Origin of the sequence: Tropicimonas sp. IMCC34011 (assembly GCF_003390865.1) — a bacterium.
Taxonomy (GTDB): Bacteria; Pseudomonadota; Alphaproteobacteria; order Rhodobacterales; family Rhodobacteraceae; genus Tropicimonas_B.
In genome coordinates this window covers 347652-372287 of record NZ_QMEJ01000003.1, presented here as the reverse complement: position 1 = coordinate 372287, position 24636 = coordinate 347652, and the positions used below count along the sequence as shown (strand labels likewise).

27 protein-coding genes are annotated in these 24636 nt (G+C 67.0%); 7 read left to right on the top strand and 20 right to left on the bottom strand.

Going from position 1 to position 24636, the window contains the following annotated elements:
- Positions 1–89 precede the first annotated feature (89 nt).
- The 5 genes from DQG15_RS11260 to DQG15_RS11240 form a co-directional block, all read right to left on the bottom strand.
- Positions 90–743: a YggS family pyridoxal phosphate-dependent enzyme gene (locus DQG15_RS11260; protein ID WP_116085299.1), complete on the bottom strand. Its 654-nt coding sequence runs from the start codon at positions 741–743 to the stop codon at positions 90–92.
- On the bottom strand, positions 740–2191 hold the full coding sequence (locus DQG15_RS11255; RefSeq protein ID WP_116085297.1) for a sulfotransferase: 1452 nt from the start codon (positions 2189–2191) through the stop codon (positions 740–742). Before DQG15_RS11255 ends, DQG15_RS11260 begins: the two co-directional genes overlap by 4 nt.
- A gap of 104 nt (positions 2192–2295) precedes the next feature.
- Complete coding sequence (locus DQG15_RS11250) at positions 2296–3504, bottom strand: porin (RefSeq protein WP_116085296.1); 1209 nt, start codon at positions 3502–3504, stop codon at positions 2296–2298.
- 268 nt (positions 3505–3772) lie between these two features.
- On the bottom strand, positions 3773–5020 hold the full coding sequence (locus DQG15_RS11245) for a porin (protein ID WP_116085294.1): 1248 nt from the start codon (positions 5018–5020) through the stop codon (positions 3773–3775).
- A 267-nt stretch (positions 5021–5287) separates the two neighbouring features.
- Positions 5288–6388, bottom strand: a complete 1101-nt coding sequence (locus DQG15_RS11240; protein WP_116085292.1) for a porin — start codon at positions 6386–6388, stop codon at positions 5288–5290.
- 245 nt (positions 6389–6633) lie between these two features.
- Between DQG15_RS11240 and DQG15_RS11235 the strand changes: the two genes are divergently transcribed.
- The 3 genes from DQG15_RS11235 to DQG15_RS11225 are packed head-to-tail and all read left to right on the top strand — an operon-like array spanning position 6634 to position 9017.
- Entirely contained in the window at positions 6634–7122 is a 489-nt protein-coding gene (locus DQG15_RS11235) for a DUF3576 domain-containing protein (protein WP_116085290.1), read from the top strand.
- 19 nt (positions 7123–7141) lie between these two features.
- Positions 7142–8158 (top strand): class I SAM-dependent methyltransferase, encoded by a 1017-nt coding sequence (locus tag DQG15_RS11230; protein ID WP_116085288.1) that lies wholly within the window; start codon positions 7142–7144, stop codon positions 8156–8158.
- 43 nt (positions 8159–8201) lie between these two features.
- The gene (locus tag DQG15_RS11225; RefSeq protein WP_116085286.1) at positions 8202–9017 is read left to right on the top strand and encodes an SDR family NAD(P)-dependent oxidoreductase; all 816 of its coding nucleotides are present in this window, start codon (positions 8202–8204) and stop codon (positions 9015–9017) included.
- 30 nt (positions 9018–9047) lie between these two features.
- On the opposite strand, the gene DQG15_RS11220 is transcribed toward DQG15_RS11225, so the two are convergent.
- Positions 9048–9470, bottom strand: coding sequence for a hypothetical protein (locus DQG15_RS11220; protein WP_116085285.1), 423 nt, complete (start codon positions 9468–9470; stop codon positions 9048–9050).
- Positions 9471–9562: 92 nt separating this feature from the next.
- Between DQG15_RS11220 and hemF the strand changes: the two genes are divergently transcribed.
- Complete coding sequence (gene hemF / locus DQG15_RS11215) at positions 9563–10453, top strand: oxygen-dependent coproporphyrinogen oxidase (RefSeq protein ID WP_116085283.1); 891 nt, start codon at positions 9563–9565, stop codon at positions 10451–10453.
- 308 nt (positions 10454–10761) lie between these two features.
- On the opposite strand, the gene DQG15_RS11210 is transcribed toward hemF, so the two are convergent.
- From DQG15_RS11210 to DQG15_RS11200, 3 genes are all read right to left on the bottom strand, one after another.
- The gene (locus DQG15_RS11210; protein WP_116085282.1) at positions 10762–11106 is read right to left on the bottom strand and encodes a DUF2853 family protein; all 345 of its coding nucleotides are present in this window, start codon (positions 11104–11106) and stop codon (positions 10762–10764) included.
- 150 nt (positions 11107–11256) lie between these two features.
- Positions 11257–12645 (bottom strand): adenosylhomocysteinase, encoded by a 1389-nt coding sequence (ahcY, locus tag DQG15_RS11205; RefSeq protein ID WP_116085604.1) that lies wholly within the window; start codon positions 12643–12645, stop codon positions 11257–11259.
- A gap of 81 nt (positions 12646–12726) precedes the next feature.
- A complete protein-coding gene (locus DQG15_RS11200) occupies positions 12727–13020 on the bottom strand; it encodes a hypothetical protein (RefSeq protein ID WP_116085280.1) in 294 nt (97 codons plus the stop codon).
- A gap of 140 nt (positions 13021–13160) precedes the next feature.
- Between DQG15_RS11200 and DQG15_RS11195 the strand changes: the two genes are divergently transcribed.
- Positions 13161–13757: an HD family hydrolase gene (locus tag DQG15_RS11195; protein ID WP_116085279.1), complete on the top strand. Its 597-nt coding sequence runs from the start codon at positions 13161–13163 to the stop codon at positions 13755–13757.
- Between the two features lie 3 nt (positions 13758–13760).
- Here the strand turns inward: DQG15_RS11195 and DQG15_RS11190 are convergent, their stop codons facing one another.
- From DQG15_RS11190 to DQG15_RS11160, 7 genes are all read right to left on the bottom strand, one after another.
- Positions 13761–15263, bottom strand: a complete 1503-nt coding sequence (locus tag DQG15_RS11190; protein WP_116085277.1) for a glycosyltransferase family 39 protein — start codon at positions 15261–15263, stop codon at positions 13761–13763.
- Complete coding sequence (locus tag DQG15_RS11185; RefSeq protein WP_116085275.1) at positions 15235–15546, bottom strand: lipid-A-disaccharide synthase N-terminal domain-containing protein; 312 nt, start codon at positions 15544–15546, stop codon at positions 15235–15237. Before DQG15_RS11185 ends, DQG15_RS11190 begins: the two co-directional genes overlap by 29 nt.
- Complete coding sequence (locus DQG15_RS11180) at positions 15543–16280, bottom strand: glycosyltransferase (RefSeq protein WP_116085273.1); 738 nt, start codon at positions 16278–16280, stop codon at positions 15543–15545. The genes DQG15_RS11185 and DQG15_RS11180 overlap by 4 nt, the downstream gene beginning before the upstream one ends.
- A gap of 79 nt (positions 16281–16359) precedes the next feature.
- On the bottom strand, positions 16360–17397 hold the full coding sequence (locus DQG15_RS11175; protein WP_116085272.1) for a LacI family DNA-binding transcriptional regulator: 1038 nt from the start codon (positions 17395–17397) through the stop codon (positions 16360–16362).
- Positions 17398–17441: 44 nt separating this feature from the next.
- On the bottom strand, positions 17442–18512 hold the full coding sequence (locus DQG15_RS11170) for a DUF1513 domain-containing protein (protein WP_116085270.1): 1071 nt from the start codon (positions 18510–18512) through the stop codon (positions 17442–17444).
- A gap of 1 nt (position 18513) precedes the next feature.
- A complete protein-coding gene (locus DQG15_RS11165) occupies positions 18514–19494 on the bottom strand; it encodes an imelysin family protein (protein ID WP_116085268.1) in 981 nt (326 codons plus the stop codon).
- Positions 19494–21071, bottom strand: coding sequence for a di-heme oxidoredictase family protein (locus DQG15_RS11160; protein ID WP_370454183.1), 1578 nt, complete (start codon positions 21069–21071; stop codon positions 19494–19496). The genes DQG15_RS11165 and DQG15_RS11160 overlap by 1 nt, the downstream gene beginning before the upstream one ends.
- A gap of 96 nt (positions 21072–21167) precedes the next feature.
- Here DQG15_RS11160 and DQG15_RS11155 point away from each other — a divergent pair, with 96 nt between their 5' ends.
- On the top strand, positions 21168–21596 hold the full coding sequence (locus DQG15_RS11155) for a hypothetical protein (protein ID WP_116085267.1): 429 nt from the start codon (positions 21168–21170) through the stop codon (positions 21594–21596).
- Positions 21597–21730: 134 nt separating this feature from the next.
- Positions 21731–22204 carry a Dps family protein gene (locus tag DQG15_RS11150; protein ID WP_116085265.1) on the top strand — a complete coding sequence of 158 codons (474 nt, stop codon included), beginning with the start codon at positions 21731–21733 and terminating at the stop codon, positions 22202–22204.
- Positions 22205–22231: 27 nt separating this feature from the next.
- On the opposite strand, the gene DQG15_RS11145 is transcribed toward DQG15_RS11150, so the two are convergent.
- From DQG15_RS11145 to hemP, 4 genes are all read right to left on the bottom strand, one after another.
- A complete protein-coding gene (locus DQG15_RS11145; protein ID WP_116085263.1) occupies positions 22232–22483 on the bottom strand; it encodes a DUF1289 domain-containing protein in 252 nt (83 codons plus the stop codon).
- Between the two features lie 81 nt (positions 22484–22564).
- Positions 22565–23836, bottom strand: coding sequence for an imelysin family protein (locus tag DQG15_RS11140; protein ID WP_116085262.1), 1272 nt, complete (start codon positions 23834–23836; stop codon positions 22565–22567).
- A gap of 67 nt (positions 23837–23903) precedes the next feature.
- A complete protein-coding gene (locus DQG15_RS11135) occupies positions 23904–24356 on the bottom strand; it encodes a hypothetical protein (RefSeq protein ID WP_116085260.1) in 453 nt (150 codons plus the stop codon).
- Positions 24353–24523: a hemin uptake protein HemP gene (hemP, locus tag DQG15_RS11130; RefSeq protein WP_116085258.1), complete on the bottom strand. Its 171-nt coding sequence runs from the start codon at positions 24521–24523 to the stop codon at positions 24353–24355. Before hemP ends, DQG15_RS11135 begins: the two co-directional genes overlap by 4 nt.
- Positions 24524–24636: the final 113 nt, after the last annotated feature.

The following is a 24636-nucleotide window of genomic DNA, read 5'->3' as shown; positions in this document are numbered from 1 at the left end:
CCGGTTTGGCCGTCATTAGACACGGGGGGGCCGGCCGGGCCAGTGCCTTTCGACCGCGACGTGCCCGTTCGTGGCAGATCCGCCCGGGCTCAGCCGTAGTCGCGCTCGCCGAAGATCGCGGAGCCGACGCGCACATGGCTCGCCCCTTGCGCGATCGCCCGCTCGAAATCGCCGGACATGCCCATGGAGAGCCCCTCGAGGCCATTGCGCTCCGCGATCTTTGCCAGGAGCGCAAAGTGCAGTGCAGCCTCCTCGTCCACCGGCGGGATGCACATCAGACCCTTGATCGGCAGATCGAGCTTGCGGGCCTCGGCGATGAAATCGTCCGCCTCCGCCGGGCGGATGCCCGACTTCTGGTCCTCCTCACCCGTGTTCACCTGGACGAAGAGATCGGGGCAGCGCCCCATTTCCTGCGCCAGGCGGGCGAGCGTGCCGGCCAGCTTCGGCCGGTCCAGCGTGTGGATCGCGTCGAACAGCTCCATCGCCGCACGGGCCTTGTTGGTCTGCAGCGGCCCCACGAGATGCACCTCGACCGGGCCGAAGTCCTCGCGGAAGCCGGGCCACTTGCCTTGCGCCTCCTGCACCTTGTTCTCCCCGAAGACCCGGTGCCCCTCTTCGAGCACCGCCCGCACACGCTCCTCGGGCTGGACCTTGGAAATAGCGATCAGGTGGACCGACCCCGACACCCGGCCGTGCGCGGCTTCCGCCCTCTCGATGCGATCCTTTATCTCGGACAGGCTCATGGCAGGGTCACTCCGTTTCTCTCCAGCGCCTCCGTCAGCGGAGCGAGCGCATCGCCCAGCTTCGCCCACCGGCCGGTCGAGCTTTTGTAAATCGGCTGCCGGACCTGCGCGACGGAGAGGGTGCGCACCTGCCGGTCGTTCTTGTGGAAATCGAGACAGGACGCCTCCCAGTCCAGCCCGGCCGCCGCGATGAGCGCGCGGCTTTGCGGCTCGGGATCGGCGACGAGATCCTCGTAGGCGACCGTGTGGAGCCGGTCGCCCATGCGGGATTTCCAGAACTCGAGCAGGTCGAGGTAGCCGGCATAGTAATGCGCCATGCTGTCCCAGTTCGACGCATAGCGATGCGTGCCCGGCCGGAAGAAGTTGCGCCAGACCGAGTAGAGCTGGTCCCGCGGATCCCGCGTCACCACGACGAAACGGGCGGACGGCATGGCCGCGGCGGCGAAGCCGAGGAGCGCGTGCGTCATGATCGACTTGTCGGTGACATGCCGGCCGAACGTCACCCGCGAACGCATCATCCTCTCGACCCGCGCCCCCCAGGCTTCGAGCCACTCGGCCTCGACCACGTCCCGCGTCCCCCTCGCCTGCCAGAATGTCGGCGTGACGATGGCAAGCTCGCCGCCCCCTTCGACCGCGCTGTGCGAGGCAATGATCTGCTCCACCAGCGTCGTGCCCGAGCGCGGCATCCCGGTGACGAAGATCGGAGCGAAGTCGCCCTCCTCCTGCGGCGGGATGACGAGCCCCTCGGCCAGTTTCTTGATCTGCTCCAGCTCGCGCTCCCGGCGGGCGCGGTCATAGGGATGCAGCTCCGCCTGGATGGCGTTCGCCCGCTCGAGGTAAGGCGCGGCCCGCTCCGGCGCTCCCAGATCGTCCATCGCCTTGGCGAGCGCATAGCCGAGCTGGCTGCGCGAGGGATCCTTCAGCGACGGATCGGCCCAGAGCGCCTCCATCTTGGTGACGAGGGCATCGCCCGGCTCGAAGCGCTGGCCGACGGCGATAATCCGCAGGAGCTCACCGCTCTTGGGTTCAAGCTTCAGCGCGCGGTCCAGCACGCGCCGCGCCTCCGTGAACTCACCGATCTGTTGCAGGGCCATGCCCTTGTTGGCCAGGACCCGCGCCGATTTCGGCAGGCGACGCTCCAGAAGCTCGAAGAGGCGCAAGGCTTTCTTGGGCTGGTCCGTCACGAGGTAGGCCTCGGCCAGCGCGCCCAGGATGTCGGGCTGATCGGGGCGGTAGCTGCGCGCCTTCTGAAGCCAGTCCACCGTCTCCGCCCAGTCCGACCGCGCCCGCGCGATGCGGGCCATCTGGAAATGCGCCTCGGCGAGGTTGGGCGCGACGGCGAGGATCTGACGATAGATCGCCTCCGCCTGGGAGGTGCGGCCCGCGGCCTGAAGCTGCTGCGCCTTGCGGAAGACGCCGGGAATGGTTTTGGGAGTGAGTGACTGCATGGCCGCTCGATATCACCCCGCCGCGCGTGAGGAAACGCGCCTTCTGCAACGAAAAAGGGCGGACCCGAAGGCCCGCCCTTTCAAATTCGCCGATCCGGTTAGGATCAGAAGGCCATGGACAGGCCGAAGGAGTAGGTGTCGGTGTCGAAGTCGTCTTCGTCGATCCCGAAGCTGTCCTCGATGTCGCTGTCGATGGAGGCCATGGACTTGCCGTAGCCGAAGAGCAGGCTCGCGCCGCCGCCGAGGTCATAGCCGAGGGCCAGGCCGTAGCCGGAGATCGTGATGTCGCCTTCGGCATCGTCGAACACGCCGCGGTCGAACTCGTAGTCGTACTGGCCGTAGTTCGCGTGCACCGTGAAGGCATCGAAGGTGTAGCCCACGCCGATACCGAAGTGACGGCCGTCGAGCTCGAAATCGGTGTTCTCGAACTGAACGCCGCCCACGGCATCGTCGTCGGCGCCAAAGTCATCGACGATGATGAAGTCGTCGCCGAAGTTGAAGTCGGTATAGGTGAAGCCGGCGGTGAAGCCGCTGTCCAGCGTGAAGGCGGCGCCCACACCGATGGCATCCGCATCGGAGGCGTAAAGTGCCACATCGTCGTCGCCGAGGTCGGTGAAGCCGAACACATCTGCGGAGGCGGCGTGCTGGTAGCCGAGGCCGACGGTGACGGCCGCTCCGGCGAACTCCGTCTCGTAGGTGCCACCGATGGCGTAGTTCACGTCATCGAAATCCTCGGTACCGAAGACGTCGTCGAAGCTGTCCCCGTCGAAGTCGACAGTACCGATTGTCTGGTCCTCGAGCACGAGACCGTCAGCGCCGAAGGCATTCTGCTCCATGGAGACAGCGATCGCGAAGTCGCCGAAGGAGTAGTCGTAGCGGACGATCTGACCGTCGGCGAAGCCCGCTCCGTCGAGATAGGAGCCGAGGTAGCCGGCATGGCTCGTCTCGTCATCGGCGATGGAGCCCGGGTTGCCGATGTTGCCGGCTTCGGTCAGCACGAAGTCGAGCGCGCCGTCCGTGTCGCCCATCGTCAGCGTACCGAAGCCGCCGGAGACGAAGATTGCGACGCCTTGGTTGCTGAACTCGTTGCCGAGGTTGCCGGCTTCGTCGAGATCGACCGCCGCGCCGAAGGAGAGACCGCCGTCGGTTTGACCGGTCATGGTGAACTTGACGTCGACGTCCTGGAAGAACTGGGTGGCGACATCCTCGCCACCGACGACGCCCATTTCGGCGGAGCCGGTGATGGTGACTTCTGCAGCCGCGGCGCCGGCGAAGGCGACGAGCGCGGTCGAAGTGAGAAGGATGTTTTTCATGTCTGTTCCTCGTAAAGGCGCACGTGCGCGACAAACGTCTGCAATTCAGTGAGGGTGGTATCCTCATCCGGTGCGGTTCGGGCAAGGACGACGGCTCCCCCCGCGTCACCGGGAATTCGACTGATGCCGCCCGGTCACAGAAAATTCATCCTTGAGATGAATCGGGCGCATCCGAGGTTTCTGGGCACCGAACGAAACCTGCGCGGGCCAAACGAAAAAAGGGCGGACCCGAAGGCCCGCCCTTTCGAATTCCCCGATCCGGTGTGGATCAGAAGGCCATGGACAGGCCGACGGAGTAGGTGTCGGTGTCGAAGTCGTCTTCGTCGGCCTCGAAGTCGTCTTCGATGTCGCCGTCGATGGAGGCCATGGACGCACCGTAGCCGAGGAGCACGTTCGCGCCGCCACCGAGGTCATAGCCGAGGGCCAGGCCGTAACCGGAGACCGTGATGTCGCCGTCGCCGCCGTCGAAAAAGCCGTCGAACTCGTAGTCGTACTGGCCGTAGTTCGCGTGCACTGTGACGGCGTCGAACGTGTAGCCCATGCCGATCCCGAAGTGACGGCCATCGAGTTCGAAACTTGAGCCCTCCACCCGAATGCCAGGCACGTCATCGACGATATCAGGGCCGCCGATGTCGTCCCCGACGATGATGTAGTCGTCGCCGTAATTGAAGTCGGTGTAGGTGAAGCCGGCGGTGAAGCCGCTGTCCAGCGTGAAGGCCGCGCCCACGCCGATGGCGTCCACGTCGGTGACGAAGAGGTCGACGACGTCGGTGTCCGTATCAAGGTCGATGACGCCGAATGCACTCGCGGAGGCGGCGTGCTGATAGCCGAGGCCGACAGTGACGGCCGCTCCGCCGAACTCCGTCGCGTAGGTGCCGCCGATGGCGTAGTTCACGTCATCGAAATCCTCGGTGCCGAAGGCGTCGTCACCGACGACGATGAACCCGTCAGGATCGACAGTGCCGAGGCCAAGATCGACAGTGCCGAGCTCCTGGTCGTCGAGGACGAGACCGTCGTCGCCGAAGGCATTCTGCTCCATGGAGACGGCAACGGAGAAGTCGCCGAAGGAATAGTCATAGCGGATGATCTGACCATCGGCGAAGCCCGCTCCGTCGAGGTAGGAGCCGAGGTAGCCGGCATGGCTCGTCTCGTCATCCGCGATGGAGCCCGGGTTGCCGATGTTGCCGGCGTCGGTCAGCACGAAGTCGAGCGCGCCGTCCGTGTCGCCCATCGTCAGCGTGCCGAAGCCGCCGGAGACGAAGATTGCGACGCCCTGGTTGCTGAACTCGTTGCCGAGGTTGCCGGCTTCGTCGAGATCGACCGCCGCGCCGAAGGAGAGGCCGCCATCGGTCTGACCGGTCAGGGTGAACTTAACGTCGACGTCCTGGAAGAACTGGGTGGCGGTATCCTCGCCACCGACGACGCCCATTTCGGCGGAGCCAGTAATGGTGACTTCTGCAGCCACGGCGCCGGCGATGGCGACCAGCGCGGTCGAAGTGAGAAGGATGTTTTTCATGGCTGTTCCTCGTAACTGCGCGCGGGTGCGGCAAACGTCTGCAATTCAGTGAGCGTGGTATCCTCATCCGGCGCGGCTCGGGCAAGGGCTGCGGCTCCCCCGGCGTCATCGGGCATTCGACTGATGCCCTCTGGTCACAGAAAGTTCACCTCGGGTGAGCGGGGTGCGTCCGAGGCTGCCGCATGGCGGACGTAACCTCTTCAGGCCAAACGGAAAAAGGGCGGACCCGGAGGCCCGCCCTTTCAAATCTCCCTGATCCAGTGTGGATCAGAAGGCCATGGAGAGGCCGAGGGAGAAGGTGTCGAAGTCGTCGTCGAAGGTGACGTCGGCGATGTCGTCGAAGTCAGAGTCGAGATCGGCGTCGAGCTCGGAACGGCCGTAGCCGAAGAGGAGCGATGCGCCGCCGCCGAGGTCGTAGCCGGCCGCGATGCCGTAGCCCTGAACGTCGAAGTCACCAACGCCGTCGATGTCGAAGTTGTAGAGGCCGTAGTTGAAGTGCACGGAGAACGCGTCGAAGGCGTAGCCCATGCCGATGCCGACGTGGCTGGCATCGTCGATGGCGTCTTCTTCGTAGTCGAAGCCGGTGTAGGTGAAGCCGGCGGTGAAGCCGCTGTCGAGCGTGAAGGTCGCGCCCACGCCGATGGCGTCAACACGGTCACCGGAGGGGGCAATCGTCAGGTCGTCACCGGTGGTGGCGTCGTCGAACGCGAAGAAGTCGGCGATCGTCGGGCCGCCGTTCTCGGCGTGCTGGTAGCCAAGGCCGACGGAGACGGCGGCACCGGCGAACTCGGTGCCGTAGGAACCACCGATGGCGTAGTTCACGTCATCCTCGTCCGGATCTTCCTGACCGTCGACCACGAAGCCGTCGTCGCCCTGCGGGTTCTGCTCCATGGAGACCGCGATCGCGAAGTCGCCGAAGGAGTAGTCGTAGCGGACGACCTGGTTGTCGGCCGTGCCGGAACCGTCGAGGTAGGAGCCGAGGTAGCCGAGGTGGCTCGTCTCGTCATCGGCGATGGAGCCCGGGTTGCCGATGTTGCCGGCGTCGGTGAGCACGAAGTCGAGCGCGCCGTCCGTGTCGCCCATCGTCAGCGTGCCGAAGCCGCCGGAGACGAAGATCGCGACGCCTTGGTTGCTGAACTCGTTGCCGAGGTTGCCGGCTTCGTCGAGATCGACCGACGCGCCGAAGGAGAGGCCACCGTCGGTTTCACCCGTCATGGTGAACTTGACGTCGACGTCCTGGAAGAACTGGGTCGCCAGGTCGGAACCGCCGACAACACCCATTTCCGCGGAGCCGGTGACGGTGACTTCAGCAGCTGCGGCGCCGGCGAAGGCGACGATGGCCGTCGAAGTGAGAAGAACCTTTTTCATCGTTTTCCCTCGTGTGTTCAAAGGTGCACCGCAACCCGCTGATCCGAATTGGGCATGAGCATGTCTTGTCGATAGCCCCCCCTCGACGCAAGAAAGCCGAGCACGGCATGCGTGTCCTCCCTCCCGAATGGTGCAGACGTGCCACAGTCCCGCCACACCGCTTGGCCACGACCGCGGGGCAAAAGACCTTGTGACGCTGAGGGGGCTTCGTTAGGACTTCCCAAAACGGCGAGGGGTAGAAGGCGATGACCTTCCATAAATGGGCAAGAACGGGCGCGCTCGTCACGCTGGCTGCGGCCCTGCTCAGCGCCTGCGGCGGCTCCGGCAACGAGCGGCGCGGCGTTCCGGTCGAGTTCGACGGGCGGTACGATGACGAAACGGGCGCCCGACGCTCGACGATCTTCGACCTTTTCAATGCCGGCGACGATCCCAACACGACGATCGAGGTGAACCGGTATATCTGGAGCGCTTCCCTCGACGTGCTGAATTTCCTGCCCGTGCAATCGGTCGATCCGTTTTCCGGCGTGATCTCCATGGGATACGGCACGCCTCCGGGCGGCGGGACCGCCTATCGCGCGACCGTGTACGTCACCGATCCCGCGCTCGACGCCCGCTCGCTCAAGGTGGCGCTGGCCACCCGGTCCGGGCCGGTCTCGGCGGATACGGTGCGGGCCGTCGAGGACGCTATCCTGACGCGCGCGCGTCAGCTGCGCATCCGCGACGGCGATCTGTAGACGACGCGCCGATACGCCATTGAGCACCTCCCGGCTTTCTCTCGCCCTCGACCAGGGACTCGTCTCCGTCCCGGAAACCGGGGAGATTGTTGTATTCCGCCCGCGCGCGGATGCGGATCTCTCCGCCCTGCCGAAGGAGCGCCTGCGGATCGTGCAGGGCTTCCGCCCCGATCACGATGCCTGGGTCCGGCGGGGGTATACCGTCTCCACCGATGCGCCCGAAGGTTTTGCTGCCGCGCTCGTGATGGTGCCCCGCGCCAAGGATGAGGCGCGCGCGCTGATCGCCGAGGCGCTGGCCCCTGGCGGGCCCGTGATCGTGGACGGGCAGAAGACGGACGGGATCGATTCGCTGCTGAAGGAGGTCCGTCGCCGCGATGCAGAGGTGTCCGAGGCGTATTCCAAGGCGCACGGCAAGACTTTCCGCATAGACGCGGCCCCCGGAACCTTCGCCGACTGGCTGCGCCCGCCCGCCGGACCTGTGTCCGGCGGATGGGTCACCGCGCCCGGCCTCTTCAGCGCCGACGGGCCCGATGAGGCAAGCATCGCTCTCGGCAAGGTTCTCCCCTCCGACATGAAGGGGCGCGTCGCCGATCTCGGGGCCGGCTGGGGCTACCTCGCCTTCCAGATCCTGGAGCGCGAGAAGGTCTCCTCCTGCACGTTGATCGAGGCCGAGCACGCCGCCATCGAGGCCGCGCGCCGCAATGTCCGGGACGACCGGGCCGAGTTCGTTTGGGGCGATGCGCGCAGCTATACGCCGGAGCGCCGATTCGATGCCGTGGTCTCGAACCCGCCCTTCCACACCACGCGCGCGGCCGATCCTGCGCTCGGAGCCGCCTTCATCGACAGCGCCGCGCGAATCCTTGCGCCCCACGGTACTTTCTGGATGGTCGCGAACCGGCACCTGCCCTACGAGGCGCCGCTGCGGGCCGCCTTTCACGATGTGACCGAGCTCTCCGCGCCCGAGGGAAGCGGACCCTTCAAGCTGTTCGCCGCCAAGCGCCCCTCTCGCGCGCAGGGTCGCGATAAGCTAAGCTGAGCTCCGACGCGCAAGCCCTTCACGGACGCGGGACCATAACCCCATGACATTCTCGATTCGCGGCAAGACCGCCATCGTCACCGGCGCAGCCAACGGCATCGGATTGGCCATCGCGCGCCACTTCGTGTCCGCCGGCGCCAACGTGATGTTCGCCGACATGGACGATGCCGGCCTGTCGCAGGAAGTCAGCGACATGCGCGGCGATGATGACGAGGCCACTGCCCGCGCCTTCACCGGCGATCTGCGGGAGCGTCTGACGGTCGCGAACCTTCTCTCAGCGACGCTCGACTCCTTCGACCGGATCGACATTCTCGTGAACGCGAGCCGGCAGGTCGTCCACTCCGAGGCGCTGGACGCCGATTCGGATGCGGTCGAGATGTCCCTCCAGCAAAACCTCATCCCCGCCCTGCGCCTCAGCCAGCAGGTCGCGAAGCGGATGATCAAGCAGGCGGAAGAGGACGGAAACGAGAGCCACGCCATCGGCTCGATCGTGAACCTCTCCTCCATTGCCGCTCAGCGCACCCGGCGGAACCTGATGGGCTACTCCATCTCCTGCGCCGCGCTCGACCAGATGACGCGGTCCCTTGCCGTCGAGCTGGCGCCGCACCGCATCCGGGTGAACGCGCTCGCCGTGGGATCCGTTCTGTCCGCGAGCCTCAAGGGCGCGCTCAAGGATAACAACGCATTCCGCAACGACATTCGCGAGCACACGCCCATGGCCCGGATCGCGAAGCCGGGAGAGCTGGCCGAATCAGCACAGTTCCTCGCTTCGGACGGCTCGGCCTTCATCACTGGTCAGATTCTGACGGTGGATGGCGGGCGCACGCTGCTCGATGCGGTCACGGCGACCGCCCACTGACCTGAGCTTATCGATGCTGGATGGGCCGGCTCAGCCGGCGGCGGGGAACCGCGCCCGGCAGGCGCTGGCCTCAGCTTCGGAGCGCAGCGCGAGGCGGGCGCGCGTCTGCCGCAGGTCCTCCAGCTTGCGCTGCTCCTCGGCCCGGTCGATGGCGACGGGCTTGTCCACGATCTGGGGCCGCACGTCGTTGCAGAGGCTGAGGCCGATCGCGACCGTACCGCCCGAGCGATTGCCGATGCAGTAACCGACCGAGGCCCGTCCGGTATTCGTCGGATAGGTCCGGTAACCACGCTCCAGCGCCTGCTCCGTCTCGAGGATCAGCGCGTCCACCGTCGACAATTCCTCGACCGCATTGCTCAGACACGCCTCCCGCGGATCGGTGCAGGCAACGACAAGGGCGAGCGGGATGAGGGCAAGGGCGATGCGCATGATGCGGATCTTAGCGCCCCGCATCGTCCGTGCACAGCCACGCTTTCGAGAGCCGGGGGGAAGGCTGGCCCCTCCCCGGGCGGAATGCTAGCCGGTGAGGAAAAAGGAGATCGCCCATGTCCGAGATGCTGGAGCGCGAACGCGGCCGCGCGGCCGACTGGTTCCGCGAACTCAGGGACCGTATCGTCGCCGCCTTCGAGGGCCTCGAGACCCAGGCCCCACCGGAGCGGCTGGCCGACACCGCCCCCGGCCATTTCGAGGTGACCAAAACCTCCCGCTCGGCGGATGACGGCAGCGATGCCGGCGGCGGGCTGATGAGCGTGATGCGCGGCGGCCGCGTCTTCGAGAAGGTCGGCGTGAATATCTCCACCGTTTACGGCACGCTCGGGGAGGCCGCGATTTCCTCCATGGCGGCGCGCGGCGTTCCGGGGATCGAGGAGGATCCGAGCTTCTGGGCCAGCGGAATCAGCCTCGTGGCGCACATGCAGAACCCCCATGCCCCGGCCGTGCACATGAACACGCGGATGTTCTGGACGCCGAATGCCTGGTGGTTCGGCGGCGGGGCGGACCTCAACCCCGCCATCGAGTACGAAGAGGACACCGTCCATTTCCACGCCGAGATGCGCGCCGCCTGCGACGGACATGGCGATGATCTCTACCCGCGCTTCAAGGCCTGGGCGGACGAGTACTTCTTCATCCCTCACCGCAAGCGCGCGAGGGGGGTCGGCGGGATCTTCTACGACGATCTGAACACCGGTGACTGGGAGGCGGATTTCGCGTTCACCCGCTCGGTGGGCTCGGCCTTTCTACCCGCCTTCCTGCCGCTGGCCGAGAAACGCCGCAAGGCGGACTGGACCGACGAGGATCGCGCCGCGCAACTTGCCCATCGCGGCCTCTACGCTGAATACAACCTCGTCTATGACCGGGGCACCAAGTTCGGCCTCGCAACGGGACATGATCCGAATGCGGTCCTGATGAGTCTGCCGCCGGTGGCGACATGGCACTGAAACTGCACACCCGGCGTTTGGGAGGCGGAGACAGCGCAGGCCTGGCTCGCGCGAAGTGACTCCCGGGCGGCAAAGGTGGCCCTCGGAGCGTTTTGCGCACGAGGCCATCTGGCCGTGTCCAAAATGGTTGGAGGGGTCCGGGCCGGATCGCCCGGAACCCTCCAACTCCCCACGTGCCCCAACCGGGTCGCACCACGTGAAACTGGATCTCGCTCCGGACCATCCTGGTCCCTTGTCAGATCCTGATACCAAATTTGGCGCTCTGTCTCAAACGCCAAGTCCGGACAATCCGAATCGATTTGGCCCGATCAGCTTCCGTAGACCGCGTCCTTCCCGAAATGCTTGGTCAGCAAGTAGTAGAAGACGGCGCGATACTTGGTCCGCTCGGAACGGCCATAGGTCTCGATGGCGGCTTCGATCCCCTCGTCCAGCTTGTCGCTTTCGGACAGGCCGAGCTTCTTCATCAGGAAGTTCTTCTTCACCCGGTCCATCTCGTCCGGATCGGAGGAGGCGACCGTCTCCGCATCGCGCTGGTAAATGACCGGCCCGCATGCCGCCGTGATCTTGCGAAGAAGATCCACATCCGGCTCAAGGCCGCAGGTGTCCTTCACGGCGTCGATGTACTTTCCCACCTTTTCATCAAGCTTGCTCATGGCGCTACCTCTCTTTTGCGTGATCGCTTGGAGGTCAACCTAAGGCGCGAATCGAATCTGTGAATGAAAAAAGCGCCTCCCGGGACCGGGAGGCGCCACGATTCGCATGCGCTTGCGTCCGAAATCGCCCGGATGAACGGGCGTTCCCGGTCAGTAGCGGTAGTGCTCCGGCTTGAACGGACCTTCTGGCGTCACGCCGATATAGGCAGCCTGCTCCTTGCTGAGCGGCGTCAGTTTCACACCGATGCGGTCGAGATGCAGGCGGGCGACCTTCTCGTCGAGATGCTTGGGCAGAATGTAGACGCCGTTGCCGTACTCGCTGCCACGGGTCCAGAGCTCGATCTGCGCCAGCACCTGGTTGGTGAAGGAGGCGGACATCACGAAGGAGGGGTGCCCGGTGGCGTTGCCGAGGTTCAGCAGGCGCCCCTCGGAGAGGAGGATGATGCGATTGCCCGAGGGCATCTCGATCATGTCCACCTGATCCTTGATGTTCGTCCACTTGTGGTTCTTCAGGTTGGCGACCTGAATCTCGTTGTCGAAATGACCGATGTTCCCGACGATCGCCATGTCCTTCATCGCGCGCATGTGCTCGATGCGGATGACATCCCTGTTGCCGGTCGTCGTGATGAAGATGTCCGCGGTGTCCGCCACGTCTTCCAGAAGGACGACCTCGAACCCGTCCATCGCGGCCTGGAGCGCGCAGATCGGATCGGCTTCCGTCACCTTCACCCGCGCGCCGGCGCCGCTGAGGGAGGCCGCGGACCCCTTGCCGACATCGCCGTATCCGCACACGACGGCGACCTTGCCGGCCATCATCGTGTCCGTGGCGCGACGTATCCCGTCGACCAGAGATTCCTTGCAGCCGTACTTGTTGTCGAACTTCGACTTCGTGACGCTGTCGTTGACGTTGATCGCCGGGAAGGGAAGCTGCCCGTTCCGCTGAAGGTCGTACAGGCGATGTACGCCGGTCGTCGTCTCCTCGGAGACGCCCTTGATCTGATCCCGCATCTTGGTGAACCAGCCGGGGCTTTCCTTCATCCGCTTCGCGATCTGCGCCTTGATCGCCTCCTCTTCCTCGGATTGCGGAACGGAGATCACGTCCTCCCCCGCTTCGGCGCGCGCGCCGAGGAGGATGTAAAGCGTCGCGTCGCCGCCATCGTCGAGGATCAGGTTCGGCCCGTCCGCGAACTGGAAGGAGCGGTCGAGGTAATCCCAATGCTCCACGAGGCTCTGCCCCTTGATCGCAAAAACCGGGACGCCGGACTTGGCGATGGCCGCCGCGGCATGATCCTGCGTCGAGAAGATGTTGCACGAGGCCCAGCGGACATCCGCCCCGAGCGCGACGAGGGTCTCTATCAGGACGGCGGTCTGGATGGTCATGTGGAGCGAGCCGACGATCCGCGCGCCGGCGAGCGGCTTGCTGTCTCCGTATTCCTCTCGGAGCGCCATAAGGCCCGGCATCTCCGTCTCGGCGATGTCGAGCTCCTTACGGCCGTACTCGGCCAGAGCGATGTCCTTGATGATGTAATCGTCCGCCATGGCGCCCATCTTCCCCATAATTCGTTGACAGCCGCTTAACACCGGGCCGGGCAGCGGACAACGCCGGGGAAGGGAGGAGACTTACATCGGGATGCCGGCCTTCTCGACTAGCCCGTCGCGCCAATGCGTTCCTGCCGCAATGACGCAGGAGACGCCGTCGGCGTCGGTCAAGAGAACGGTCCACGTGCCACCGACCTCGGAATGCCAGACCTCGAGGATCTTTTCGGACGACTGGAGCCCGCCGCCGGAAAAGCTCTCGTCGTATGACCCTTCGAGCCGTTCAATGACGGTCGCACGATCCGCGCAGTTGTCCTGCGCGAGAACGGCGCCCGGAACGAGGGCGGTGGCGGCGGCGATGCTAAGTGTCTTGAACATGCAGATCCCCCTTCCGGGCGACACTGCGGCCCCCGGCGGTTGTGGTCTCACACCCGGTTGGTATTGATGATTTCCTGAACAAGCCGCGAGGGCCGCAAAGGTTCCCGAGCGGTGTCAAGACCAAAAGACGGAACTGCGATATGGGCAAGCCGGCACGGGCCTGGCAACGGATGCTTTCGGGGCGGCGGCTGGACCTTCTCGACCCCACTCCCATGGACATCGAGATCGAGGACATCGCCCACGGACTGGCCTTTGTGGCACGATGGAACGGGCAGACGCAGGGAGACCATCCCTACTCCGTCGCGGAGCATTGCCTGCTGGTCGAGGAACTGCACCGGCGTCTGTGTCCGACCGCGCCGCCCCGATGGCACCTCGCCGCGCTCCTGCACGATGCGCCCGAATACGTCATCGGGGACATGATCTCCCCGGTGAAGGCTGCGATCGGGCCGGACTACAAGGCACTCGACGACCGGCTGACCGCCGCGATCCACCTGCGCTTCGGCCTGCCTGCGGCGCTTCCCGTCTCCGTCAAGGCGCAGATCAAGCGGGCCGACCAGATCAGCGCATGGCTCGAAGCGGTGCATATCGCGGGGTTCTCCGAGAAGGAGGCGACGTCCTTCTTCCGTCGCCCTCCCGCGGAGATCATCGAGGGCCTCGGCATCGCGCTGCGTCCGCCCGTCGAGGTGCGCGCGGAGTTCGTGGCGCGGCACGCGGATCTGCTGGCGCAGATAGGCTGACCCCTACCTCAGCGGACACTCGGGACCGGCGAGCCAGAGCGTCTGTTTCCGATCGCGATAGGCGCCGCGGGCCGGTGCGAGCCGGGTGAGACGCTCGGCCGCGCAGCGCTCCGGCAGACGATCCCGCTTCGTCACGAGAAGGAACGGCGCGTCCCCGCCCGGCCAGGGGAAACTCTGGGCGTAGTGGTTCATCGCCCGGCCCTCCGGCGGCACGGAGTAGATCGCGATGCCCGTGTCCCGCTCCGAGTAGAAGAGATCCGCGAGGACGTCCCTGTCATCCGCAACGATGGCCTCCGCCCCGGCGTCGCGGGCGGCCCTCACAATGGCGCCGGACATCTCGTCCCGCCCGAGATAGCGCGCCAGGATGAGCCGGTCGTCCGGCCCCGCGGCGAGGTGGGTTCCAAAGGCGGTCAGAAGCGGGATGGCGAGGCAGAAGGCTCCGTGAAGCACGAGGCTGCCCCAGAGCCACGGCCGCCCCGTCCGCCACCACCACGTCGCCGGGATCGGATGCGCGGGCGGAAAGCTCGCCCACCCCTGCCCCGCCGCGAGCAGCCATGGCACAACCGCAACGGTTCCCGCCAGATATGCCGCCGCCGCCCAGTTCGCGTAGGCCCCGCCGAGAAGAGCCTGGACGCAAACGAAGGCGACGATGGGCAGGGCGAAGAGAATCGGGACGCGAAGGGGCGCCCGGCGCAGTCCGACCCCCACCCAGAGCAGAACGGCAAAGAGCACCGGACCGAAGACGGCGAACTGACTGGCGAAGAAGGTTCCGAGGTCCCGCCAGAGCAGGCCGCCCCCGCCGCCCTCGCGAACCCAATCGGCGTTGTCCATCGTGTGCTCGACGGTCGAGAGGCCGTGAGCGATGTTCCACGCGACATTGGGCGCGACGGTGAGCGCGAAGGCCCCGAGCGCCAGAAGCGCCTGCCGCCATGTCGGCCGCGCCTCAGTGAAAAGTGCCGCGAGAGCCGCGCAGGGCAGGTAGTAGATCGCGGCGTATTTCGACAGGAACGCGAGACCGAGTGCGACCCCGGCCGCGAAGGCCCGCCCGCGTGTCCCTCCCGGAACGCCGATCCACAGAAGGAGCGCGGCGGCGAGGAAGGGGAACATGATCGTGTCGGTGGAAATCAGGTAACTGCCGACGGCGACCATCGGCAGCGTCACGTAGACCGCCGACACCCAGATCGCCGCCCCTGCCCAGAGCCGCGAGGCGATCGCGCCGAGGATCAGCGCCGTCGCGGCGTGGAAGAGAGGCGCGGGCAGGCGCACCCAGAACGGCGCATCGCTGCCGCCGAGCTCGGTCGCCGCGCGGATTACCCAGGCGATCATCGGCGGCTTGGAGTAATAGCCGAAGTCGAGCGTCTGGCCCCAGAGCCAGTACTGCGCCTCGTCCACGAACAGATCCGTGGCGTCGACCGCCAGGAGCGCGACCCGAAGCGCCGTGACGGCGAGGACGATCAGGGCCGCGCGGGGCAGCCACTCATTCGGCGTGACGACGCTTCTCGGCATGGATCAACCACAGGTTCCGCGAATAGATGAACAGCCCCATCCCCTGCCCGAGCATGAAGACGGGATCCCTGCGGTAGACCGCATAGGCGCCGAGGACGAGCCCTCCGAGGACGGAGAAGTACCAGAAGGCCACCGGAACGACGGAACGCTCCGCCTTCTCGGACGCGATCCACTGGATCAGGAAGCGCGCAGTGAACAGCAGTTGCCCGCCGAACCCGACGCAGACCCAGAGGAACTCCCCCATGCTGTCGACGTGGAGGAACTGGAATATCGCCTCGATCATGGGAGCGTCGTCTCCTCGGTGGCCCGTGCGGTCTTGCGCCGGCGGACCAGCCACATGACGCCAAGGAGGTCCGACGCGCCGGCAAGGGCGCGGCCGACATTGCCGTAATTCGACTGACCGGCACCGCGCGGGCGATGGCCGACGTCGAGGTGCAGGATCTCCCAGCCGTCGCGCGTGAAGAGCGCCGGCAGGTAACGGTGCATGTGATTGAAGTAGGGGAGCGCAAGGAAGGCATCGCGGCGGAACGCCTTCAGACCGCAGCCGGTGTCGCGCGTGCCGTCATCGAGGGCCGCCGAGCGAATGCCGTTGGCGAGCTTCGAGGCGATGCGCTTGGCCCGGGTGTCCTTGCGGTCCGCCCGCTGCCCCGCGACGAGGCCAATTCCGGGCGCAGCGGCGATGAGGGCGGCGGCGAGCCTCGGGATCTCCTCGGGCGGGTTCTGCCCATCCCCGTCCAGCGTGCAGATCAGCGCACCGCGCGCGGCGAGGACGCCCGAATGGATCGCGGCGCTCTGCCCGGCTGAGGTGGCATGGCCGAGAAGGCGCACCCGGCCGTCCCGCGCGGCGAGCGCAAGGACTTCGGCGGCGGTGCCGTCCGTCGAGCCGTCGTTCACCGCGATCACCTCGATCTGGGGCAGCCCGTCCGCCCTGTCGCAGGCCGACAGGATGCCATCGATCAGCGGGCCGGCATTGCCGGCCTCGTTCCTCATTGGAATAACGATGGAAAGCCCTGTCATGGGTGCCTCCGGGACGGCCCGCCCGCCGCGAACCAGCGGCCTGTAGCATGCACCCCCATGCCCTGCAAACGCGCCCGCCCTAGCGAAGCAGGGTCTCGCCGGGATCGAGCTTCGGCGTCATCACCACGCGGTCCTCCGCAGAGGCCGGCGCGCCGCCCGCGCGGCGTGCGATGATCTGCGCCGCGGCCTCACCGATTTCCCGGCGACAGGCATCCATCGTGGCGATCCGCCTTGGCAGACCGTTCAGCAGGGGCAGCCCGTTGAATCCCGCAAGGCCGATCTCGCCCGGGGTCTCGATCCCCCGCTCCGCCAGCTCCAGAAGCCCGCCTGCGGCAATCATGTCACTGGAGTAGTAGAGAAAATCGAGGTCAGGCACTTTGTTGAGCATATCCGCCGTCATCTCGCGGCCCTTGGACAGGCCGGAGCCTCCCTCGTAAAAGGAGCGCCCGGCCACCTCCATCCCCGCCTTCGCCAGGGCCTCGGTGAAGCCCTCGAACCGCTTCCGCGCGCGGTGGTCCAGCGGCATCTTGGTGCCCATGAAGCCGATGCGGCGGTACCCCGCGTCCGCGATCGCCTGTGCCATCATCCGCCCGGCGCGGCGGTGGGAGATGCCGACCATCGCGTCGATCGGCTCCCCGTCGGCATCCATGATCTCGACCACCGGAATGCCTGCGGACTGCAGCATCGCGCGGGACGGTCCGGTATGCTCCAGTCCCGCGATGATGACGCCCGAGGGGCGCCACGACAGCATCTCGTAGAGCACCTGCTCCTCGCGGTCCGGCCGGTAGTGGGTCACGCCGAGCACGGGTTGCAGTCCCGTATCCTCCAGAACGCTGACGATCCCGTCCATCACTTCGGGAAAGACGAGGTTCGACAGCGAGGGGATGATCACCGCGACAAGGTTCACCCGCTGGCTCGCCAGCGCGCCCGCGATCTTGTTCGGCACGTATCCGAGGCGCTTGGCCGCGGCGAGCACCTTCTCCCGGGTCGCGGAGCTGACATCGCCGCGATTTCGCAGCACGCGGGACACGGTCATCTCGCTGACGCCGGACGCCTCGCTGACGTCTCGGAGGGTGAGCGGGCGGCGCGGCGGGGGCACGTGGGTGTCCTGTGTCATCGGGCCTGAATAGCGGCTCGGGGCGGGGCGGGAAAGGCCACAGCCTATCCCAGGGCGACCAGGTGGTTGTCCCAGGATCGGGCGGCATGGGCCAGGGGCCGGACCGCGGCAGCCGCATCGAGCGACAAGAGCCCACCAAGACCGTCGGACGCAACGAAGCCGCCAGCCGCGGGCGCGATGCCGCAGACGTCGCTCCGCCTCAGGATCCCGGCAAGCGCGCCATCCAGCCCGAAGACATGCACCCGCCCGCCCCGCGGCGAGGTGATCGCAACCCGGTCGCCCGAGATCGCGACCGAGCCGGCATAGCCCTCCATCGCCACCTGCTCGGCGAACCCGGCCTCCAGAAGCTGCGGCGCCTCACCGCGAAGGTGGAGGCCGAGGAGCGGCACGCCGTCCATCGCCTCCCCCTGCCACTGCATCGCGAAGGCAACGCGGCCCTCGGCCGAGACGGCGAGGTGGCGGATGGAATCGAGGTGCAGGTCCGGATCGAGGGAGACAGTCTCCTGAACGCCACCCTCCCCCGCATAGGCAAGGTTCGGCGCCATCTGCGGGATGTTCAGCTTGTCCCGGCCGGTTTCGGGCCGCGTGAGGATGCCGCCATTGGCGACGGCGAGCGTCCTGTCGTCCGGCATGGTGCGCACCTCGTGCGGACCGATCCCGCCGGACGCGACCTCGCCGATCCGCGCATAGCCCTCTGACGCGGCCCAGAACCCGATCCGGCCCTCGCCGCTCTCGATATGGTTCTCGGTCGTCGCAAGCACCTCGCCACCATGGAGAAACGCGCCGTGACCGTAGAAATGCCGGCCCTCGGGGGCGTCGAGCCGCGCGGCGAGGCGCCCGCGCGCGCAATCGATGACGAGGGCGAAAGTGCCGGGGCGACGGGCGAAGGCGACCGCTTCGGGGCGAACGGGATGCGCCGCGGCCGCGTGACCACGTCCCGGCAGGGGGACGCGGAAGAGGTCCGCTCCCTCCGCCGACAGGCCGAACAGCGCGAAACCGCCATCCGCCTCCCGCGCCGCACCGAGATAGGCCGGGCTCCCCGCCTCCGCCCATGTCAGCTTCGGCGCCGCGGCCGCTGCCAGAAGAGAAGCCATGAAGGTGCGGCGCGTGGTCATGTCAGTCTCCGTCCATAGAGTTGAACCCGGCGGAGACGCCGAGCGCCGTGCCGAGTTCGGTGTCCAGCGTGCGCCTCAGAGCACCGAGGTCGGTCTGGAGCGCCTCGATCCGGAACCGTCCCGCGGGATCCTCGACACCGGCAAGCGCGGGATCGTCCAGCGCCTCCGCCCGCGCGATGGCCCCGCCGAACGCGTCGGTCGTTTCCGGGATCGGCGTGTTCGCAAGGGCCTCGGCAAGATCCTCGAGCGCCGTCAGCGACAGGACGACGTTCCGCACGGACCGCTCCGACCGCCACGCTTCGGCCCGGGTGGGCCGCGGGCGGTCAAGCGTGCCGAGAGGGCGGCCGAGACGCTGATCCTGGTTGTATTCCAGCCCCGTCGCCAGCGCCGTGTAGAGCGCCTGGAGCGCCTCCCGATCCGTCAGGTACGGGCTGCCGCCGGGATCGGTCAGCGCGGCGGCGAACCCGTCCGTCCACCCGGCCTCGATCTCGCCGGCCATGCGCGCAAGGTCCGCCGCGATGGCGGTGGCGAGGCGGCAGGTGTAGCTCCCGGACGCGTAGCCGGAGAAATCGGGCTCGTAGAGAAGCTGCTCAAGCGCGAAGAGCCCCCGCGCGGCGACGGAGACCTGGCCGAACTCGTCCGGGCGATCCACGATGGCATCCTCCTCCGCGATCATTCCGGCGAGGCTGCGCGGCATCATGCCCCGCGCGTCCGGCCAGAAGGATATGGCAAGGCCGCGTCCCTCCTCCTCGATGGGGCCGAGCCGCAGGTGCGCGACGCCGAGCCATGCATCGAACGCGTCGTTCCAGGGGCCCTTCAGCGCCTCGGGGGTGCAATCGGCCTCCGCCGCCGCGGCGAGGTCTGCCGTTTCGGAGGCGAATCGCGCGTGCGCGGGGAGGATGACGTCCGTCACCGCCTCATCCACGCCGGCCGAGACGAGGGAGGGCAAAAGGGCAAGGCAGAGGGCGGCAAGTCGGCGCATCAGAGGCTCTCCAGAAAACGGATCAGGTCGTCGCGCTCGGCCTTCGGCATCTCCGCCACGCGGTCCCGCGACGCCTGCGCCTCACCGCCATGCCACAGGATCGCCTCCAGAAGCGAGCGGGCGCGGCCGTCATGCAGGAAGCGGGTGTGCCCGTTCACCTGCTCCGTCAGGCCGATGCCCCAGAGCGGCGAGGTGCGCCATTCGCGGCCCGTCGCGCGGCCCTCGGGCCGGTCGTCCGCCAGACCCTCGCCCATGTCATGGAGCAGCAGGTCGGTATACGGCCAGATCAACTGGAAGGATTGCTCCGGCTGGCCATCGAGCCGCGCCGTGACGTGCTTCGGGATATGGCAGGAGGGACAGCCGGCGCCATAGAACGCCTCCTTCCCGCGCAGCACCTGCGGATCGTCCACGTCGCGCCGCTCCGGCACGGCGAGGTTCTGCGAATAGAACGTGACGAGGTCCATGCCCTCCGCGTCGATCTCGGTTCCGCGGGCATCGTCGCCGCCATGCGGGCCGGCAAGGCAGTCCGGCTGGTTCTCGGTGCAGTCGCCCGCCGGCGTGTCGAAGAGGGGAGAGGAGATGCCGATGTCGCCGGCAAATGCGCTCGCCGCCTGCTCCCGGATCGTCGCGGCTCCGGCCTTGAGACCGAACCGCCCGAGCATCGCGCGCTCCTCGAGGAACGACCAGACGATCTGCGGCCGGCCCGAGATCCCGTCCCCGTCGCGGTCTTCGGGATCGGCATGGGCAAGGATCTCCTCCGCCGGAATGGCCTCCAGAAGTCCGAGGCCGATCATCGGCGGGGCGACGCGCGGGCTGAGCATGGCGGCTTCGGAGGGCGGGCCGTAACCCGGATCCTCGAGCGTGTAGGTCGGATCGAGAAGCGTCGCCATCTCGCCGCCCGACAGCTGGATTTCGAGCTCCTCGTAAGTGATCCCCATCCGTCCCTCGGCCTTGCGCCCCGGCAGGGCGCGATCCTGGATCTGGCCGCCGTAGACCGGATCGGGCCGGGTTCGCTCTCCGCCCGGTCCGACCGAGAGGAGGAAGGCCTCGATCTCGCTCATCGGCGCCTCGTCCGCCGCCGGCACGGAGATCCGCAGGAACATGCCCGCGCCCCGGTCAGCCCCCATCGGGGGCCGCCCACGACCGTCCTTGAGGTGGCAGCGTTGGCAGGACCGGTCGTTGAACAGGGGGCCGAGGCCGTCCGAGGCGAGCGTCGAGGAGGGGGCGGAGACCCAGAGCTTCTTGAACAGCCCGTTGCCGACCTTGAAGTCCAGCTCGCGCTCGAAGGAGATGTTGCCGGACGCCTGCGAGAACGCATCCGCATCCTCGCGCGCCCGCACCGTGGCGCTGCCCCCCTGATTCGCCTCGAACGGCTCCGGCGCATCGAATGAAGTGGCGGGAGCGGTGACCTGATCGATCCGCGCGCGCTCGTCCGGTGTGCGGTGCAGGGCATCGAGATGCGTGTGCGACAGGGCCTCCGGATACATGTCCCCCTGCCCGTCCGCCCCGGCCGCGAAGGCTCCCGCCGAGACCAGTCCAGCCATCACGATGAAGTTGCCGATCGCTACAAGTCGCATAAGGGTCTTCCCGTGCCGTTCAATAACCTATAAATACACTCGGGATTTGGGAACGGCCAGCCACGGATTGGCCGGAAACAGGATCGGGACCGCGACATGACCGCACTCCGTCTAGAGTTGCCGCACCTGGAAGACGGCGACCGCGCCACGCAGGCCCTCACGCCCGACCTTGCGGCACGTCTCGCGCGGCTTCGCGTCGCGGCGCTGCGCTGCCGTGTCTCCACGCGCCTCGACTTTACCGAGGCCTGCGCCCTGATCGGTCGGGGCGGCGCACAGGACGGCCGCACGGCCGACGCGCTCCTACGCGTTCTCGGCGAGGGTCTCGGGCGTCTGCCGGTCTTCTTCCGCCCCGGCGCAGGGGATCTGTCGTTCGACGAGCGCTGGCTCGTGGCCCTTCTGAGTGCTCTCGATCGGGGGGACGAGGCCAGCGCCACCTTCCTCCTGAAAAGTCGCATCGCCCCGCATTACAGGCGTTTTCTCGGCTTCCTCGCGGCACAGGTGGCGACTGCGGACGAGGTGGCGTGACAGGGTAGAAGCGCCGCCGCCGCTTCTGCGAACGGCCCCCTCGACATAGTTTAGAATGGTTCTATATTGGCTGTCACAGGCAAGCCGACGCCAGCCGCACTTTGCGCGATACAGACGACCAGAGGACCATTTTCATGACCCAGACCGCCATTTCCCTCGAACCGAACGCCCTCGACGCCATCGCAGACGCTCTGAACCAGAGCGTCGCCGAGACCGTCGTGACCACGATGCTTGCCCAGAACTTCCACTGGAACGTCAAGGGCATGGCCTTCGGCCCGCTTCACGCCCTCTTCCAGGAGATCTACGAGGATCACTTCGTGGGCCAGGACGACCTCGCCGAGCGTGTCCGGGCACTCGACAAGCACGCCGAGGGCAAGCTTGCCGGCATGCTGAAGCGCTCCAAGGTCGAAGAGCAGGACGGCACCCAGACCGACAAGGAGATGATCCGTCTCCTCATGGAAGCCGAGCAGACCATCGCCGCGACCCTCGCCGGCGCCGGTGAACTCGCCGCCGAGCACGGCGACACGCTGACGGAAGATCTGTGCATCGAGCGCGGCCGGACGCACGAAAAGTTCGCCTGGATGCTCCGCTCCCACCTTCAGGGCTGAGGATCTCCCGACCCCGCCCGCTCGGGATCACTCGAGCGCGGCGGGCGGCACGGCGCCTTTCTTGCGACACTTGCGCAGATAGGCTGGCGCCCAGTGCGTGAAGCGCCCCATCCCGGCTTGCTGATGGATGAGAAAATCGACGAAAGCCCGCTGGAAGGCGGGCTTTTTCAATGTCTTGTACATCTTCTTCTGGGTCTTGGTCATCGAGCAGCCGATGCAATGACCTTCCCGGCGGAACTTGCAGACCCCGATGCAAGGCGACGGCATCTTCTTGGGCATGTCGCGCGTCTCCCTCGATACGAAAGGGCGGCCCCCGATCGGGAGCCGCCAAGTTCCGCTTCAGATAGGGCGCGGGCGCGCCTACTGGAAGACCGCGTTCGGGTTGTCGAGGCTGTCGGAGCCTTCCACCGTGACGTCGTCCGCACCGAGCACCGTGACCGCACGCTCGATGACGCGGGTCTGCGCGACGAGACCGTCAACCGCCGCCGTGATCAGCGCCTCGCCGCCTTCATTGCCCCGCTCAAGCATCTGGTCGTAGGAGAAGCCGGCTTCGGCGGCAGCCTTGATCTGGGCAACCTCGGCAAGGCTCGTGTCGATCGCCGCGGCGAGATCGTCCGCCAGCGCCTCGTCCTCTTCCGCAAGCAGCGAGCGCAGGGAGCTGCCGGAGACAACGCTGCCGTCCGTGCGGATATACTCGCCCTCGTAGACGTTCCGGATGCCCATCACGTCGTAGAAGTGACTGTTGTGCGTGTTGTCCGAGAAGCAGTCGTGTTCCTCCTCCGGGTCGTTCAGCATCAGGCCGAGCTTCATGCGCTCACCGGCCTGCTCGCCGTAGGAGAGGGAGCCCATCCCGGTCAGGATCGCGGTGATGCCCGCGGCCTCATCCCCGGTCACCGTGGTGCGCGCGTCGCCGCCATCTTCCCACTGGGCCGTCATCCACTCCAGATCGGAGATCAAGAGGTCGGTGGCGGCGGTCAGGTACTCGGCGCGCCGATCGCAATTCCCGTTCGTGCAGTCTTCGCCGGCGGCATAATCGCTCCAGGGACGCTCGCCCGCGCCATGCTCGGTGCCGTTCAGATCCTGTCCCCAGAGCAGGAACTCGATGGCGTGATATCCGGTCGCGACGTTCGATTCGACGGCGTCGGCCTCATGCAGGGTGCCTTCGAGCAGGTCCGGCGTGATCTCGGACGCGTCGATCTCCTCGCCTGAAAGCGTGAACGTGGGGGAGGCGACGACGTTGAGCGCGGCATAGGCGTTCTCGTCGGTGGCGCCGCCATAGGAGGAATCGACGTAATCGATCAGGCCCTCGTCGAGCGGCCAGGCGTTCACCTTGCCCTCCCAATCATCGACGATCGCATTACCGAAGCGGAAGACCTCGGTCTGCTGGTAGGGCACGCGCGCCGCGATCCAGGCGCTGCGGGCTTCCGCAAGCGTTTCGGCGGACGGGCCCGCGACGAGCGCATCCACGGCCTCTTTCAGAGTGCGGGCGCTGGCGAGGCTGTCCGCGTAGGACGCCTCGGCAATGTCCGCGTAGGTCTCGAGGACGGCGGCGCGGTCGGCGAAGGCCGGCGCGGCCCCCATCACGCCGAGTGCGGCGGCGGCCACGGTCAGTTTCAGGTGTGCCTGGTTCATGTAAGTCTCCCGGTCTTGCTGAGCCCCGCTCCCGGGGGCTGTCGCTCTGGTTCGAATGAAGGATGTGTCAGTGGCGCAGGGACGAGCCTGCATGGGTCTGCGCCCGCGCGGCAATCTGCGTGCGACGCAGAACAGCGAGGCCCACCGATTCGGAGAGATACGCCGCGGCTCCGGCGAGATCCGACCGGACGATAAGGGTCGCGATCAGCATCGCGTCCTCCCGCTCGCCCGTGGCGGCCGCCATCACCATGTTCGCGAAAGCCGACTCGTCGGCGCCGACGCAGACGCAGTCGGCGTGGTGGCAGGCGAAGGGCCTGCGACCGCGCTCGATCAGGAGCGCGCACAGATCGGCGAAGTCGGGCGCGGCCCCGTCCTCTGCCAGCTCGCACCAGACCAGCGCCTGCCCGTCCGGACCGTCGAGCCACCGGCGCAGATACCTGATGACGGTCGCCTCGGCCTCCGGCATCGCATCGAGCCGGGCGACCGGGGCGCCACCGCGGTGCCGCCAGGCCATGCTCATTTCGTGAGGATCAACTTGCCGGCGCGGGTGATGCGCAGGGTGTAGACCTGACCGTCGAGAATGATGCGGGCGCAGGAATCGGGCCCGGTCAGCTCGCGGGCATCATGGATGGGGGTCACACTCGAAGCCGCTTCGAGCAGGTCGCCCCGAGGGGTCTGGGCATTCATGAGAGTCAGTCTCCGGCAAATGGCTCACGACGCAAGTTTGCTGGCTTCCCGGCTTCGGGTGGCTCGACACGAGGGAAAGCTGACTGATTTTGTAGGGTAAGTCAAACCCCATA